This window comes from Pseudomonas sp. USHLN015 (assembly GCF_037153275.1).
Taxonomy (GTDB): Bacteria; Pseudomonadota; Gammaproteobacteria; order Pseudomonadales; family Pseudomonadaceae; genus Metapseudomonas; species Metapseudomonas tohonis.
Genome location: NZ_JBBCKP010000006.1, coordinates 363,860 through 378,338, shown reverse-complemented (window position 1 = coordinate 378,338; position 14,479 = coordinate 363,860). Strand labels below are relative to the sequence as shown.

Sequence of the window (14,479 nt, the reverse complement as noted above, 5' to 3'; positions counted from 1 at the left end):
CCATGGGGGCCGGACCGATCAGTTGCCCGGCGCGGGTCGCCCCAGTCGCCACGCCAGGCGGTGCAACAACGGCAGCAGCGCCGCCCAGATCAGGGCCAGCGCCAGCAGGCTGGGCAGGGTGCCGAACGGCAGGCCGACCCCCGCCAGGCGAGCGCCGGCCAGGTACGACAAGGGCCCGGCGATGGCGCCCAGCAGGGCGGCGAGCCACCAGGGGCGTGCGGTCCAGGCCAGGCAGTGGTTCAGCGTGGTGCCCAGCAGCGCCCAGAGCAGCGCCAGCCAGGGCGGGATCAGGCGCCCGCCATGGCCGAAGTCGAAGAGCCCCAGGTTGAGCAGCAGGCAGTCCAGCAGGCTGCCGAGCAACGCCACCGCGATTACCAAGCGGCCGTCCGCAGCCCAGCTGCCTATACAGAGGAAATGCAGCACCAGGAGCGCCGGCGCCACCAGCAGCAGGAGCGGCTGGTCGGCAGCGAACAGGCAGGCGAACCAGCCCACCTGGAACAGCACCGCATTGGCCAGGCGCCTAGGCATCCAATTGGCCGAGCAGCGGCGAGGGACGGGCGCCGGGCTTGGCGAGCAGCAACTGGGCGGTGCCGATGGCGCGCTCCAGGAAGCCGCCCTCGCAGTAGCACAGGTAGAACTCCCAGAGCCGGTAGAAGGTCTCGTCGTAGCCCAGCTGTTCCAGGCGGCCCCGCGCCACGCGCAGGTTGTCGTGCCAGTGGCGCAGGGTGCGCGCGTAGTGCAGGCCGAAGTCCTCCATGTGCAGCAGGTTCATGTCGCTGTCGCGGGTGATCACCTCCAGCATCTTCTGCACCGAGGGCAGGGCGCCGCCGGGGAAGATGTAGCGCTGGATGAAGTCGACGCTGCGCCGGGCCTGCTCGTAGCGCTGGTCGCGCATGGTGATGGCCTGCAGCAGCATCAGCCCGTCGTCTTCCAGCAGGCGCGCGCACTGGCTGAAGTAGGTGGGCAGGAAGCGATGGCCCACGGCTTCGACCATCTCGATCGAGACCAGCTTGTCGAAGCGCCCGTCGAGGTCGCGGTAGTCCTGCAGCAGTACGGTGACCCGCGACTGCAGGCCCTGTTCCTCGATGCGCCGGCGAGTGTATTCGTACTGCTCGCGGGACAGCGTGGTGGTGGTCACCCGGCAGCCATGGTGGGTGGCGGCGTAGAGCGCCATGCTGCCCCAGCCGGTGCCGATCTCCAGCAGGTGGTCGTCGGGCTTGAGTTCGAGCTTGCGGCAGATGCGCGCGAGCTTGTTCAGCTGGGCCTGCTCCAGGCCCTGATCGGGGCTGGCGAACTGCGCGGCGGAATACATCATGGTCGGGTCGAGCATCTGCTCGAACAGGTCGTTGCCCAGGTCGTAGTGGGCGGCGATATTGCGCCGTGAGCCGGCCCGGGTGTTGCGGTTGAGCCAGTGCAGGCCCTGCACCAGCGGTCGCCCCAGCGACGCGAGGCCGCGCTCCATGCTGTCGAGTACGTCGAGGTTGGCGACGAACACGCGGATCACTGCGGTGAGATCCGGCGTCGTCCAGTAGCCATGGATGTACGCCTCGCCCGAGCCGATGGAGCCATTGCTCGCCACCAGCGGCCAGACAGCCGGGTCCTGCACCTCGATACGCGCCCGGAGTTCGGCCTGGGTGTCGCCGTAGACCCGCTCCTCGCCGTCTTCCAGGATCGTCAGCTGGCCATGGCGCAGACGCTCCAGCTGGGCCATTACCAGTCGGCGCAACAGACCGCCGGCCAGGCCGGTATTGCTGAACAGGCCCGGCTTGGCGCCGAGGCTAGGGCTCTTCATGGATACGCTCCTTCGAATGCATGGTGGCGACGCGGTAGGCGCCGTCCGCCGCCTGGTGGGAGAACAGTGGCAGGCGTTTGATCAGCAGGCGCAGGGCCTGCCAGTAGATGCCCAGGACGGTCTTGGCCGTCATCCAGGGAAAAGTCGCGAGGTAGCGGTGCAGGCTGGCGCGGTCGAGCTCGCAGCGTTCCAGGTCGAGGGTCGCATCGAACAGCCTGGTGTCGCCCTGCCAGTCCTCCATGTGCACCGCCAGGCGCTGCCCCACCGGGCTGAAGGCCATGCGGTACTCCAGCTCGCGGGGCAGGAAGGGCGAGACATGGAAGGCCTTGTCGACCCGCACCCGCTGGTGCCCCTCGCCCTCCGCCGGCACCACGTAGTGGTAACGCTCGCGCCAGGGCGTATTGGTGACCTCGCAGAGGATCGCCATCAGCCGCCCCTCGGCGTCATGGCAGTAGAAGAAGGCCGCCGGGTTGAAGGCCAGCCCCCAACTGCGCGCCTGGGCCAGCAGGCGGATGGCGCCTTCGGGGCGCCGCCCCAGGGCCTCGCCGACCCGCTGGCGCACGGCCTCGGCGAGGCGCATGCCGGTGCGGGTGAACTGCGGCAGGAAGTCGCGCTCGCGAAAGGCGAAGGGCGCGAAGCGCCCCGGTCCGGCGAGCGGAGAGAGGCCGAGCACCTGTTCCTGCTCGTCCAGGTCCAGGTACAGCAGGCCGATGCGGTAGCGGAAGGCGTGGGCCCGGGGCGTGTGCCGCCGGTGCCTGACCCAGCCGCTGTAGAGGGCGCTGTTCACAGGGACTCCCCGAACTCGCGGGCCACGCGCAGGGCGCTGACCACGCCATCCTCGTGGAAGCCGTTGCCCCAGTAGGCACCGCAGAAGTAGCTGTGCTGCTTGGCGTTGATCTCCTCCCAGCGCGCCTGGGCGCGGACGCCCTCGAGGCTGAACTGCGGATGGGCGTAGCTGAAGCGGGCGAGGACGCGCGCGGGGTCGATGGCCTCGCCCTGGTTGAGGCTGACGCAGAAGGTCTCCGGCGCCTGGATGCCCTGGAGGATGTTCATGTTGTAGGTCACGGCCGCCGGGCGCTGGCGGGGGCCGCCCAGGCGGTAGTTCCAGCTGGCCCAGGCCAGTGGCCGGCGCGGCAGCAGGCGCGTGTCGGTGTGCAGCACCACCTCGTTGTCGGCGTAGGGCAGGGCGCCCAGCACCTCGGCCTCGGTTGCGCTCGGCTGGGCCAGCAGGGCCAGTGCCTGGTCGCTGTGGCAGGCGAATACCACCTTGTCGAAGCGCTCGCTGCCGGCGGCGCTGTGCAGGGTCACGCCCTCGGCGTCGCGCTCGACCCAGGTCACCGGGCAGGACAGGCGGATGCGGTCGGCGAAGCTGGCCGTCAGTGGCGCCACGTAGCTGCGCGAGCCCCCGCTGATGACCCGCCATTGCGGGCGGTCGTTGACCGAGAGCAGGCCGTGGTTCTTGAAGAAGCGCACGAAGAACTGCAGCGGGAAGGCCAGCATGTCTTCCAGCGGCATGGACCAGATCGCCGACCCCATCGGCACCAGGTAGTGATCGCGGAAGCGCTCGCCATAACCACCCAGGCGCAGGTAGTCGCCGAGGGTGATGGCGGGGTTGATGCGGCCCGCGTCGAGGTCCGCCTGGGCGTCGTGGTTGAAGCGCAGGATCTCCCGCAGCATGCCCCAGAAGCCCGGCGAGAGCAGGTTGCGCCGCTGGGCGAAGAGGCTGTTGAGGTTGTTGCCGTTGTACTCCAGGCCGCTGGCCGGGTCGTGCACCGAGAAGCTCATCTCGGTGGGTTGGCTGGCCACGCCCAGGCGCTCCATCAGGCGGATGAAGTTGGGGTAGGTCCAGTCGTTGAAGACGATGAAGCCGGTGTCCACGGCGTAGTCACGCCCTTGCAGGTGCACGTCCACCGTGTGGGTGTGGCCGCCGATCCAGTCGCTGGCTTCGAACAGCTGGATGTCGTGCTGGCGGGCCAGCAACCAGGCGCAGGTGAGGCCGGAAATGCCGCTGCCGATGATGGCGACTTTCATTGGGGAGCTCCGTTACGGGCCAGGCGTCGGCCCAGGGCCAGGCGCATCCGCGCCGGCAACCGGGCGAGCAGGCGCAGGGCGAGGATGAAGGGGCCCGGGAAGGCGATTTCCAGCGGCCGCTGCTCGAGCCGCCGGACGATGTGGTGCGCGGCGCGTTGCGTCGACCAGCGCATGGGCATGGGGAAGTCGTTGCGCTGGGTCAGTGGCGTGTCGACGAAGCCGGGGCTGACCAGGGTGACGTCGAGGCCTTCATGGGCCAGGTCCACGCGCAGCGATTCCAGCAGATAGCGCAGGCCGGCCTTGGAGGCGCCATAGGCTTCGGCACGAGGCAGGGCGAAGTGGGTGACTGCGCTGACCACGCCGACCAGATGCGGCCGCTGGCCCTTGCGCAGCAGCGGCAGGGCGGCCTCGATGCAACGTGCCGGAGCGAGCAGGTTGGCCGCTACCACGCGCTCGACCAGGTCGGCGTCGAACTGCCCGGCTTCCAGGTATTCGCAGGTGCCGGCGTTGAGGATGGCGCTGTCCAGCGCGCCCCAGTGCTGGGCGATGCGCTCGCCCATGGCGGTGACCTGGGCGGCGTCGGTCAGGTCGCCCGGCACCAGCAGCACCTGCTCGGGAAAGCGTTGCCGTAGCGCTTCGAGCGGGCCGCTGCGACGCGCGCTGAGGGCGAGCCGATGGCCATCGCGCAGCAGCAGTTCGGCCAGCTCGGCGCCGATGCCGCTGCTGGCGCCGGTCAGCCAGATGCGTCGGGTCCCGTTCATCCCAGTCGCCTCTTGAGCAGTGCGATGGCTCCGCGCAGCAGCGGCACATGCTCGTAGAGCAGCGCGCCGGCATCGAAGTAGTCGCGGTGATAATGCACCCGTTCGCCCCAGCGCAGGTGCGAGCAGCCCTCGACCGTGATTGGGCGACCTCCGTCCAGGCGCGGGTGGCGGTAGGTCATGGTCCAGCGCAGGTAGCCCTCGCCCTCGCCGACCGGGTCGTGGCCATGGAAGCGGAAACTCAGGTCGCTGACGTTCTCGTAGAGCCCGGCGAAGTACTGGCGGATGGCGGGCAGGCCTTCGACATGGTGCAGCGGGTCGGTGAACTGCGCGTCCTCGCTGTACAGCGTGTCGAGCAGCGCGAGGTTGTCGCGATCCAGGCGGGCGAAGTCCTCGGCGAAGCGGTGCAGGAAGGTGCTCATGCGGCCACCTTGGGCAGGTTGCGGAAGGCGGCGATGGCACGGTCGCGGCTGGAGGAGAGGTCGACCATGGGCTGTGGATAACCTGCCGGCAGGAACAGCCCGCCACGGGCGGCCGGGTCGTGGATGTCCCTGGCGTCCAGGCCGGCCAGCTCCGGCACCCATTGGCGGATGAACACGCCTTGCGGGTCGAAGCGCTGGGACTGGCTGACCGGGTTGAAGATGCGGAAGTAGGGCGCCGCGTCGGTGCCGGTGGAGGCGCTCCACTGCCAGCCGCCATTGTTGGCGGCCAGGTCGCCGTCGATCAGGTGGCGCATGAACCAGCGCTCGCCCTCGCGCCAGTCGATCAGCAGGTTCTTGGTGAGGAACATGGCCACCACCATGCGCAGGCGGTTGTGCATCCAGCCGGTGGCGAGCAACTGGCGCATCGCCGCGTCGACGATGGGGATGCCGGTACGCCCCTGCTGCCAGGCGTGCAGCTCCTCCGGCGCGTCGCGCCAGCGCAGCGCCTCGGTTTCGGGGCGGAAGGCACGATGCCGGCTGACGCGCGGGTAGCCCACCAGGATGTGCTTGTAGAACTCGCGCCAGAGCAGCTCGTTGATCCAGGTGACGGCGCCGGCGTTGCCCGAGTCGAACTCGCCCTGGTTGCTGCGCAGCGCGGCATGCAGGCATTGGCGCGGCGACACCACGCCTGCGGCGAGGTAGGGCGACAGCTGGCTGGTGCCGGGGCGGGCGGGGAAGTCACGTTCGTCCTGGTAGTGCTCGATCTGCTGGTCGGCGAAGGCTTCGAGGCGCTGGAGGGCATGTGCCTCGCCGGCCGGCCAGAGTGCCTGCAGTGGGGTGGCCGGGGTGGCGAAGCCCTGGACCGATGCGGGGGTCGCGTCGCCCTCGATCTCCAGCGGGGCCTGCACGGCGGGCGCCGGCGCACAGGCGGGCAGGGCGGCGTGCAGCCGTGCATAGCAGACCTTGCGGAACTGGCTGAAGACCTGGAAGTAGCCGTCGCTCTTGGTCAGCACGCTGCCGGGCTTGAACAGCAACTGGTCGAGGTGGCTGCGCAGGCGCACGTCGTCCGCCTGCAGCCGGGCCTTCACCGCCGCGTCGCGGGCGCTCTCGTGGATGCCGTACTCCTCGTTGACGTGGACGGCGCCGACCTGGTGTTCATGACAGAGGCGGGCGACCGCTTCTGCGGCCTGGTCCCAGTGCTCGGCGTGGCGCACCAGCAACGGCACGTTCAGGCGTGCCAGTTCGGCCTGGAGCGCGACGAGGTTGCGCAACCAGAAGTCCACCTTGGCGGGGGCGTCGTCATGTTCCAGCCATTGCCCGGGCGTGATCAGGTAGAGAGCGAGGGTCGGCCCGGCTGCCATCGCGGCGGACAAGGCGGTGTTGTCCTGGACGCGAAGGTCGCAACGGAACCACATCAATTGGCGCATGGAAGATCCTCATGCCTGCCCAGCAGTCCGAGGCTGGTCAGGGTTTGCAGGGCCGCGACCGGGTCGTCGGCGAGATGGGGGCGGATGCCCTGGCTGGCCAGCTCCTCCAGCTCGCGCTGATGGATGTGCACGGCGGGCCCGGCCAGCACCAGCGGGCAACCGGGGTCGGCCAGCAGGCGGGCCAGGCTGGTGCCGTTCAGGGCCTGCTCGGCATAGAGCAGCAGGGCGCGGGGTTCGAGGCGGGCGACGGCCAGGGGCAGCTCGGCCGGTGGTATCGGCCATTCCAGTACCTCCACGGCGCAACCGGCGTTGCTCGCCAGCCAGGCGCTCAGCCACAGGCCGGGCGCCATGGGGTGTTCGCAGGGGTTCAGCAGCAGCAGCGGGGCACCGCCATGCTGGCGGTTGTTGTGGTAGATGCGGGCCCCCAGCTTGCTGCGCAGCCAGGCGTTGAAGAACACCCGCTCCAGGCGCGCGCCGTAGGCATCGCGCCAGCGCTCTTCCAGCGTCTCGAGCAAGGGCAGCAGCAACTGCAGGCAGAGGGTGAGCGGCGGGTAGATCGACAGCGCTGCGTTGAAGCGTTCGTCGAGGCGCCGTTCGGCCAGGGCGGCGATGGCTTCCAGCAGCTGGTGGCGCTGCTCGTCCCACAGTGACGAGGGGGCCAGGGCGGCATGCTGGCCACCACGCAGCAGGCCTTTCACCTGGCCCACGGGGACGCCGCGGTCGAGCCAGGTGAGCACCGCGCGGATGCGCGCCACGTGCTCGGGCGCATAGAGGCGGTGGCCCTTGGCGGTGCGCTGGGGCAGCACCAGGCCGTAGCGGCGCTCCCAGGCGCGCAGGGTCACCGGGTTGACGCCGGTGAGTCGCGATACGTCGCGGATGGGCAGCAGGCCGCGGGCCAGGGCTTCCTGGAAATCGCCGTCGAGTGGGGTGTCTTCGTGTTCGTCCATGGCTAGATGGCGTTGCGCAGGCTGAGGTCTTCGGGGTGCGGCTGCAGGTAGGCCTGCTGCGCGATGTAGGGATCCGGATGGCGGGCGAAGTGATGCTTGAGCAGGGTCAGCGGCACCACCAGCGGCACGATGCCGTTGCGGTACTGCTCAATCAGGCGCTGCATCTCGGCCTTCTCGTCCCGGCCCAGGCTGCCCTTCAGGTAGCCGCTGATGTGCTGCAGCACGTTGCTGTGGGTGCCCCGGGTGGCGCAGCGGGCCAGGGCAGCCATGAGCTGGCGGAAGTAGGGCGGGCCGAATTCCTCCGGCGCGTGCTTGCCGATATCGCCCAGCAGGCGGCCGAGGGCGCGGTACTGCTGCGGGTCGTGGGCCATCAGCTGGTACTTGTAGCGGGCATGGAATTCGAGGATGCCGCGACGGGTCAGGCCGCTGGCGCAGAGTGCCCGCCAGCGCGCGCAGGCGAATACGCGAGTGAGGAAGTTCTCCCGCAGCACCGGGTCGCAGAGGCGGCCTTCCTCTTCCACCGGCAGCTCCGGGTGGCGCTTGCAGAACGCATCGGTGAACAGGCCGCGCCCGCCTTCCTCGGCGGGGATGCCATTGGCCTGGTACACCTTCACGCGGTGCAGCCCGCAGGAGGGGGACTTCTGCATGAAGATGTAGCCGCACAGGTCGTCCAGTTCCCCGGCCATGCGTTCACCGTAGGCGGTCAGCGGCTCGCTCAGGTCACGGGAGCCGTCGCGGTTGACGGCGCGCGGCATCGTCGGATCGCCCACCAGACGAATGGCCTCGCGCGGGGTGCCCAGGCCGATGGCGACCTCCGGGCAGACCGGCACGAAGTCGAAATAGCGGGCCAGGGTGCGGCTGCACAGGCGGGACTCCTTATGGCCGCCATTGAAGCGCACCGGCTCGCCGAGCAGGCAGGCGCTGATACCGAGCCTGGGCTTGGGGTGTGCAGGGGCGTCCTGTGACATGAGAATGGCCTCGGATTTTTTCTTGTACAAAACGATATTTCTGTACAGGTAATTCCATCTTAGGCATGTGGTTGTACAAGTCAAATGTCTTGTACAGGTTTTTTGTGAGGGATCGGAGCCAGCTATGGCCGGGGGAGGGGCTGGGAAGGGGGATGTGCGCCAGGCTCCGCAGGCGGTCGGCCTGGCGCGTGCTGCTACCTACCGAGATGTTCGATCAGGCGCCGGGCCGCTTCCTGCCCGCTCAGCCAGGCACCTTCGACACGGCCGGAACTGCACCAGTCGCCACAGGCATAGAGGCCCAGGTCGGCATCGGCCAGTGCGCCCCATTCGTGGCCCTGGGCCGGCCGTGCATAGAGCCAGCGGTGGGCCAGGCTGAACACGGGGGCCGGCACTGCGCAGCCGATGAGTTCGGCGAACGCGCCATGCAGCTCCTCGATCACCGCCTCCTTGGGCAGGTCCAGGTGCTGCTTGCTCCACGTGCTGCTGGCGTGCAGCACCCAGGTGTCGAGAGTGGTCTCGCGGCCGGGCTTGGTGCGGTTGCGGGCCAGCCAGTCCAGCGGGCTGTCCTGGACGAAGCAGCCTTCAACCGGGGTATCCAGCGGTCGCTCGAAGGCCAGCGCGACGGCCCAGGTGGGCTCCATGGCGACGCTGGCGGCGGCGCCGGCGAGCTTGGGGGCCGCTGCCAGCAGGGCCGTGGCCTGGGGCGCGGGAGTGGCGATGATGACGTGGCTGAAGGGCCCGTGGCTCTGCCCCTCGGCATCCTGCAGGCCCCAGTGCTGCTCGCCACGGAAGACCTCGGTGATGCGGCAGGCGAAGTTGACCGGCAAGGCGCCGAGCAGGGCGCGGGTGATGGCGCTCATGCGCGGCGTGCCGACCCAGCGCACCTGCTCGTCCGGCGAGGGCGTCAGGCCGCCGTTGCGGAAGTTGTACAGGGTGGGCGTCCATTCGGCGACCCAGCCGCGGTCGCGCCATTGCTGGACGACTTCGGTGAAGCGGCGGTCGCGGGCGGTGAAATACTGCGCGCCGAGGTCGAGCGAACCGGCGTCGCTGCGCTTGCTAGCCATACGACCGCCACTGCCGCGGCTCTTGTCGAAGAGCTGCACGGCGTGCCCGGCGGCATGCAGCGCCTGGGCGGCGGAAAGGCCCGCGAGGCCGGTTCCGATGATGGCGATGGGAGTGCTCATGGTTACCTCTTTACCTTGTGCTGTGGCGACTGCTGATCAGGTGTTCGATAAACCTATACACTTTTGTTGCGTTGTACAGGGCTATCGGTTCCAATTCGAGTGCCGCTCATAAAGGTGTGACCATGGCGGACTCAACCCGTGCCCTGTCTTGATTCAGACTAGGGCGATATCTCCACTTAGCACCATGCGAGGAGGATGCCATGCACATATTGCTGACCGGCGGTACTGGCCTGATCGGTCGCGAGCTCTGCCGGCTGTGGAGCGGGCAGGGCCACCAGGTCACCGTGCTCAGCCGCACGCCGCAGCGGGTGGCCGGGCTCTGCGGGCCCGCGGTGCGGGCCATCGGCAGTGTCCATGACTATGGCGACGGCCCGTTGGACGCCCTGGTCAACATGGCCGGCGAGCCGGTGGCCGGAGGGCTCTGGACCCGCGCCCGCAAGGCGAAGATCCTCGACAGCCGGGTCGCCTTCACCGAGCGCCTGCTGGCCTGGCTCGAGACCCGCAAGCAACGCCCGGCGCTGCTGTTGTCCGGCTCGGCGGTGGGCTGGTATGGCGATGCCGGCGAGCGCGAGGTGCGCGAGGATTCGGCTCCCGGCAACGGCGATTTCGCCAGCGCCCTGTGCATCGCCTGGGAGGAAACCGCGCAACGTGCCGAGGCATTGGGCATCCGTGTGGTGCTGCTGCGCACCGGCCTGGTGCTCGCCGAGCACGATGGCTTCCTGCGGGACATGCTCCGGGCCTTCCGCCTCGGCCTGGGCGGGCGCCTGGGCAGCGGTCGCCAGTGGATGCCGTGGATCCACCTGCAGGATCAAATCGCCGCGATGGATTTTCTTTTGCATCAGGAGGGGGCCAGCGGTCCCTATAATGCGTGCGCTCCGCACCCCGCGCGTAATCGTGACTTCACCCGCAGCCTGGGCCGCGCGCTCGGTCGGCCGGCCTTTTTGCCGGCCCCGGCTTTCGCCCTGCGCCTGTTGCTGGGGGAGATGTCGATCCTCCTGCTGGGTGGCCAGCGCGCCTTGCCGACGCGTTTGCTGGAGGCGGGATTCACCTTTCGTTTTACCGATCTGGATACGGCGCTCGCCGATGTGCTGAGGCCTAAGGACGTTGCATGACTGATCACGCGCTGCTGCTCGCCAACCTGGGTTCGCCATCGTCCACCTCGGTGGAGGACGTGCGTCGCTACCTCAACCAGTTCCTCATGGATCCCTACGTCATCGACCTGCCCTGGCCGCTGCGCCGCCTGCTGGTCTCGCTGATCCTGATCAAGCGCCCGGCGCAGTCGGCCCATGCCTACGCCTCCATCTGGTGGCCCGAAGGCTCGCCGCTGGTTGCCCTCAGCCGCCGCCTGCAAGAGGCAACCCGGCCGTTCTGGCCCCACGGGCCGGTGGCCCTGGCGATGCGCTACGGCGAGCCCTCCATCGAGAACACCCTGCAGGAACTCGTGCGCCAGGGTGTCAGGCGCGTGACGCTGGCACCGCTTTACCCGCAGTTCGCCGACAGCACCACCACCACCGTCGAACAGGAGACGCGCCGGGTCATCGCCGCCCATGGCCTCAAGCTCCAGGTGCAGGTGCTCGACCCCTTCTACGACCAGCCCGAGTACCTCGATGCCCTGGCGGCCAGCGCTCGCCCGCACCTGGAGCAGGGCTTCGATCACCTCTTGATGAGCTACCACGGGCTGCCCGAGCGTCACCTGCACAAGGCCGACACCAGTGGCAGCCACTGCCTGAAGGGCGCGGATTGCTGCCAGCGTGCCGAGGGCCAGGTGCTCGCCCGCTGCTACCGCGCCCAGTGCTACCGCACCAGCGAAGGCTTCGCCGCGCGCCTGGGGTTGCAGCCGGGGCAGTGGTCGGTGTCCTTCCAGTCGCGCCTGGGGCGCGCCAAGTGGATCGAGCCCTACACCGAAACCCGCCTCGACGAACTGGCGGCCCAAGGGGTGAAGAAACTGCTGGTGATGTGCCCGGCCTTCGTCGCCGACTGCATCGAGACCCTGGAGGAGATCGGCGATCGCGGGCGCGAGCAGTTCATCGCCGCTGGCGGCGAGGACCTGGTGCTGGTGCCCTGCATGAACGACCACCCGCAATGGGCCCAGGCCCTGGCCAGCCTTTCCGGCAAGGCCCAGCGCCTGCTCTGAGCATCAGCCCGGGGACAGCCCGGGCATTCGCCTGGCCTATAAGGCCGCTGCCCCAGCTCGTCTGCACCTAAGCTGGGCGCTCCTTCCACCGTCGTGCGCCGCACCGGCGGCGCCGAGGAGAGCCCATGCAGAACAACAACAATGGCTATCCCTCGGGCCTGCGAGCCTGGACCACCGTCGCCATCCTGATGGTGGCCTACGTGCTGTCATTCATCGACCGGCAGATCCTCAACCTGCTGGTGGAGCCCATCCGCCGCGACCTGGTCATCAGCGACACGCAGATGAGCCTGTTGATGGGCCTGTCCTTCGCGCTGTTCTACACCGTCTGCGGCATCCCCCTCGGGCGCCTGGCCGATACCCGCAGCCGCCGCGGGCTGATCGCCATCGGCGTGCTGTTCTGGAGCGCCGCCACCGCCGCCTGCGGCATGGCCAAGCTGTACTGGCAGTTCCTCGTCTGCCGCATCGGCGTGGGCGTGGGCGAGGCGGCGCTGTCGCCGGCGGCCTATTCGCTGATCGCCGACAGCTTCCCCCAGGAGCGTCGCGCCACCGCCATCAGCGTCTATTCCATGGGCGTCTACCTCGGCTCCGGACTGGCCTTCCTGCTGGGCGGGCTGGTGATCAAGTTCGCCTCGGCCCAGGGCGACGTGCACCTGCCGCTGCTGGGCGACGTGCGCCCCTGGCAGCTGATCTTCCTCATCCTCGGCGGTGCCGGCGTGCTCTTCACCCTGCTCATGCTGGCGGTGCGCGAGCCGGCCCGGCGCGGCGTCGGGGCCGGTGTCGCGGTGCCCTTCGCGGAAGTGGGGCGCTACATCCGCGCCAACCGCCGCACCGTGCTCTGCCACAACTTCGGCTTCGCCGGGCTGGCCTTCGCCGGCTACGGCAGCGCGGCGTGGATCCCCACCTTCTTCATCCGCACCTACGGCTGGGATGCCGGCCATGTGGGCGTGGTCTACGGCAGCATCGTCGCGGTGTTCGGTTGCCTCGGCATCGTCTTCGGCGGTCGCCTGGCGGACCGCATGGCCAAGCGCGGGCGCTGCGACGCCAATATGCGGGTCGGGCTCATCGCCGCTCTCGGCGCGCTGCCGCTGGTGCTGGTGTTCCCGTTGCTGGACAACGCCAACTGGGTGACCGTGCTGATGGCGCCGACCGTGTTCTTCCTCAGCATGCCCTTTGGCGTGGCGCCGGCGGCGATCCAGGAAATCATGCCCAACTCCATGCGCGGCCAGGCCTCGGCCATCTACCTGTTCGTCATCACCCTGATCGGCCTGGGCCTCGGCCCCACCGCCGTGGCGCTGGTCACCGACTACGTGTTCGCCGACGACAAGGCCCTGCGCTATTCGCTGCTGATCGTCACCTCGCTGGCGGTGTTCAGTTCGGTGGTGCTGCTGTGGATGGGCCTCAAGCCTTACCGCGAGAGCGTCGAGCGCCTGAAGCTCTGGGCGGCGCCGAGCCCGGTGACGGGCGCCAAGCTGGTGGATGCCTGATCGGCTCCAACAAAAAGCCCCGCGATCGCGGGGCTTTTCATTGGGGCAGGACTCTAGATGTCCGGCGCGTCGTCCGCCGCCTTGTGCTTCCAGGCATCGTGGCCGGGAAGGATCAGGTTGAGGGCGATGGCGACGATGGCGCACAGGGCGATGCCCTTCAGACCGAAGTCGTCCGGGCCAGTGCCGGTGCCGATCAGCACGCCGCCGATGCCGAACACCAGGGTCACCGAGACGATCACCAGGTTGCGCGCCTCGGCCAGGTCGACCTTGTGGCGGATCATGGTGTTCATGCCCACGGCGGCGATGGAGCCGAACAGCAGGCAGAGGATGCCGCCCATCACCGGTACCGGGATGCTCTGCAGGATGGCGCCGAACTTGCCGATGAAGGCCAGGCCGATGGCGAACACCGCCGCCCAGGTCATGATCTTCGGGTTGTAGTTCTTGGTCAGCATCACCGCGCCCGTGACTTCGGCGTAGGTGGTGTTGGGCGGGCCGCCGAACAGGCCGGCGGCCGAGGTGGCCAGGCCGTCGCCCAAGAGGGTGCGGTGCAGGCCCGGGGTCTTCAGGTAGTTCTTGCCGGTGACGCTGCCCACTGCGATCACGCCGCCGATGTGCTCGATGGCCGGAGCCAGGGCCACGGGGACGATGAACAGGATGGCCTGCCAGTTGAACTCGGGGGCGGTGAAGGCCGGCAGTTCCAGCCAGGGGGCGGCGACGATCCGGGCGGTGTCGACCACGCCGAACCAGAACGACAGGGCGAAGCCCACCAGTACGCCGGAGATGATCGGCACCAGGCGGAAGATGCCCTTGCCGAACACTGCCACCACCAGGGTGGTCAGCAGGGCGGGCATGGAGATCCACATGGCGGTGGCGTAGGGGATCAGCTCGGTGCCGTCACCGGCCTTGCCCATGGCCATGTTGGCGGCGATGGGGGCCATGGCCAGGCCGATGGAGATGATCACCGGGCCGATCACCACCGGGGGCAGCAGGCGGTCGATGAAGCCGGTGCCTTTGATCTTCACCGCGAGGCCCAGGAAGATGTAGACGAAGCCCGCCGCCACCACGCCGCCCATGGTCGCCGCCAGGCCGAACTGGCCCTTGGCGAGGATGATGGGGGTGATGAAGGCGAAGCTCGACGCCAGGAACACCGGCACCTGGCGCCCGGTCACCAGCTGGAACAGCAGGGTGCCGACACCGGCGGTGAACAGCGCCACATTCGGGTCCAGGCCGGTGATCAGCGGCATCAGCACCAGGGCGCCGAAGGCCACGAAGAGCATCTGCGCGCCGGACAGCACCTGGCGCCAGAGCGGATCGTTGTAGTCGTCGCTCATG

General features: G+C 68.9%; 14 protein-coding genes. 3 read left to right on the top strand and 11 right to left on the bottom strand.

Annotation, left to right across the window (positions count from 1 at the left end):
• Positions 1 to 18 precede the first annotated feature (18 nt).
• The 10 genes from WFQ67_RS14890 to WFQ67_RS14845 all read right to left on the bottom strand — a co-directional run bounded on the left by WFQ67_RS14890 (position 19) and on the right by WFQ67_RS14845 (position 9,529).
• Positions 19 to 528, bottom strand: a complete 510-nt coding sequence (locus tag WFQ67_RS14890; RefSeq protein WP_213626263.1) for a DUF2878 domain-containing protein — start codon at positions 526 to 528, stop codon at positions 19 to 21.
• The gene (locus WFQ67_RS14885) at positions 521 to 1,792 is read right to left on the bottom strand and encodes an SAM-dependent methyltransferase (protein WP_213626262.1); all 1,272 of its coding nucleotides are present in this window, start codon (positions 1,790 to 1,792) and stop codon (positions 521 to 523) included. The genes WFQ67_RS14890 and WFQ67_RS14885 overlap by 8 nt, the downstream gene beginning before the upstream one ends.
• Positions 1,779 to 2,579, bottom strand: a complete 801-nt coding sequence (locus tag WFQ67_RS14880) for a DUF1365 domain-containing protein (RefSeq protein ID WP_213626261.1) — start codon at positions 2,577 to 2,579, stop codon at positions 1,779 to 1,781. The genes WFQ67_RS14885 and WFQ67_RS14880 overlap by 14 nt, the downstream gene beginning before the upstream one ends.
• Positions 2,576 to 3,823 (bottom strand): NAD(P)/FAD-dependent oxidoreductase, encoded by a 1,248-nt coding sequence (locus WFQ67_RS14875; RefSeq protein ID WP_337057333.1) that lies wholly within the window; start codon positions 3,821 to 3,823, stop codon positions 2,576 to 2,578. Before WFQ67_RS14875 ends, WFQ67_RS14880 begins: the two co-directional genes overlap by 4 nt.
• Positions 3,820 to 4,584: an SDR family NAD(P)-dependent oxidoreductase gene (locus tag WFQ67_RS14870; RefSeq protein WP_213626259.1), complete on the bottom strand. Its 765-nt coding sequence runs from the start codon at positions 4,582 to 4,584 to the stop codon at positions 3,820 to 3,822. The genes WFQ67_RS14875 and WFQ67_RS14870 overlap by 4 nt, the downstream gene beginning before the upstream one ends.
• Entirely contained in the window at positions 4,581 to 5,003 is a 423-nt protein-coding gene (locus WFQ67_RS14865; protein WP_213626258.1) for a nuclear transport factor 2 family protein, read from the bottom strand. The genes WFQ67_RS14870 and WFQ67_RS14865 overlap by 4 nt, the downstream gene beginning before the upstream one ends.
• Positions 5,000 to 6,430 carry a deoxyribodipyrimidine photo-lyase gene (gene phrB / locus WFQ67_RS14860; protein WP_337057332.1) on the bottom strand — a complete coding sequence of 477 codons (1,431 nt, stop codon included), beginning with the start codon at positions 6,428 to 6,430 and terminating at the stop codon, positions 5,000 to 5,002. Before phrB ends, WFQ67_RS14865 begins: the two co-directional genes overlap by 4 nt.
• Positions 6,418 to 7,377: a MerR family transcriptional regulator gene (locus WFQ67_RS14855; RefSeq protein WP_337057331.1), complete on the bottom strand. Its 960-nt coding sequence runs from the start codon at positions 7,375 to 7,377 to the stop codon at positions 6,418 to 6,420. The genes phrB and WFQ67_RS14855 overlap by 13 nt, the downstream gene beginning before the upstream one ends.
• 2 nt (positions 7,378 to 7,379) lie before the next feature.
• A complete protein-coding gene (locus WFQ67_RS14850; protein WP_337057330.1) occupies positions 7,380 to 8,345 on the bottom strand; it encodes a YbgA family protein in 966 nt (321 codons plus the stop codon).
• Between the two features lie 194 nt (positions 8,346 to 8,539).
• Positions 8,540 to 9,529 (bottom strand): NAD(P)/FAD-dependent oxidoreductase, encoded by a 990-nt coding sequence (locus tag WFQ67_RS14845; RefSeq protein ID WP_213626254.1) that lies wholly within the window; start codon positions 9,527 to 9,529, stop codon positions 8,540 to 8,542.
• Between the two features lie 200 nt (positions 9,530 to 9,729).
• On the opposite strand from WFQ67_RS14845, the gene WFQ67_RS14840 reads away from it, so the two are divergent.
• The 3 genes from WFQ67_RS14840 (at position 9,730) to WFQ67_RS14830 (ending at position 13,147) form a co-directional block, all read left to right on the top strand.
• Complete coding sequence (locus WFQ67_RS14840) at positions 9,730 to 10,641, top strand: TIGR01777 family oxidoreductase (protein WP_337057329.1); 912 nt, start codon at positions 9,730 to 9,732, stop codon at positions 10,639 to 10,641.
• Positions 10,638 to 11,663, top strand: a complete 1,026-nt coding sequence (hemH, locus tag WFQ67_RS14835) for a ferrochelatase (RefSeq protein WP_337057328.1) — start codon at positions 10,638 to 10,640, stop codon at positions 11,661 to 11,663. Before WFQ67_RS14840 ends, hemH begins: the two co-directional genes overlap by 4 nt.
• A gap of 125 nt (positions 11,664 to 11,788) precedes the next feature.
• Positions 11,789 to 13,147, top strand: coding sequence for a spinster family MFS transporter (locus tag WFQ67_RS14830; protein ID WP_213626251.1), 1,359 nt, complete (start codon positions 11,789 to 11,791; stop codon positions 13,145 to 13,147).
• Between the two features lie 53 nt (positions 13,148 to 13,200).
• Here the strand turns inward: WFQ67_RS14830 and WFQ67_RS14825 are convergent, their stop codons facing one another.
• Positions 13,201 to 14,478 carry a uracil-xanthine permease family protein gene (locus WFQ67_RS14825; protein ID WP_337057327.1) on the bottom strand — a complete coding sequence of 426 codons (1,278 nt, stop codon included), beginning with the start codon at positions 14,476 to 14,478 and terminating at the stop codon, positions 13,201 to 13,203.
• Position 14,479 lies beyond the last annotated feature (1 nt).

Coding starts and splice junctions, on each gene's coding strand:
- WFQ67_RS14830 (WP_213626251.1), top strand. CDS start 11,789: ATGCAGAACAACAACAATGGCTATCCCTCGGGCCTGCGAGCCTGGACC.
- WFQ67_RS14865 (WP_213626258.1), bottom strand. CDS start 5,003: ATGAGCACCTTCCTGCACCGCTTCGCCGAGGACTTCGCCCGCCTGGAT.
- hemH (WP_337057328.1), top strand. CDS start 10,638: ATGACTGATCACGCGCTGCTGCTCGCCAACCTGGGTTCGCCATCGTCC.
- WFQ67_RS14885 (WP_213626262.1), bottom strand. CDS start 1,792: ATGAAGAGCCCTAGCCTCGGCGCCAAGCCGGGCCTGTTCAGCAATACC.
- WFQ67_RS14870 (WP_213626259.1), bottom strand. CDS start 4,584: ATGAACGGGACCCGACGCATCTGGCTGACCGGCGCCAGCAGCGGCATC.
- WFQ67_RS14890 (WP_213626263.1), bottom strand. CDS start 528: ATGCCTAGGCGCCTGGCCAATGCGGTGCTGTTCCAGGTGGGCTGGTTC.
- WFQ67_RS14825 (WP_337057327.1), bottom strand. CDS start 14,478: ATGAGCGACGACTACAACGATCCGCTCTGGCGCCAGGTGCTGTCCGGC.
- WFQ67_RS14850 (WP_337057330.1), bottom strand. CDS start 8,345: ATGTCACAGGACGCCCCTGCACACCCCAAGCCCAGGCTCGGTATCAGC.
- WFQ67_RS14845 (WP_213626254.1), bottom strand. CDS start 9,529: ATGAGCACTCCCATCGCCATCATCGGAACCGGCCTCGCGGGCCTTTCC.
- phrB (WP_337057332.1), bottom strand. CDS start 6,430: ATGCGCCAATTGATGTGGTTCCGTTGCGACCTTCGCGTCCAGGACAAC.
- WFQ67_RS14855 (WP_337057331.1), bottom strand. CDS start 7,377: ATGGACGAACACGAAGACACCCCACTCGACGGCGATTTCCAGGAAGCC.
- WFQ67_RS14875 (WP_337057333.1), bottom strand. CDS start 3,823: ATGAAAGTCGCCATCATCGGCAGCGGCATTTCCGGCCTCACCTGCGCC.
- WFQ67_RS14840 (WP_337057329.1), top strand. CDS start 9,730: ATGCACATATTGCTGACCGGCGGTACTGGCCTGATCGGTCGCGAGCTC.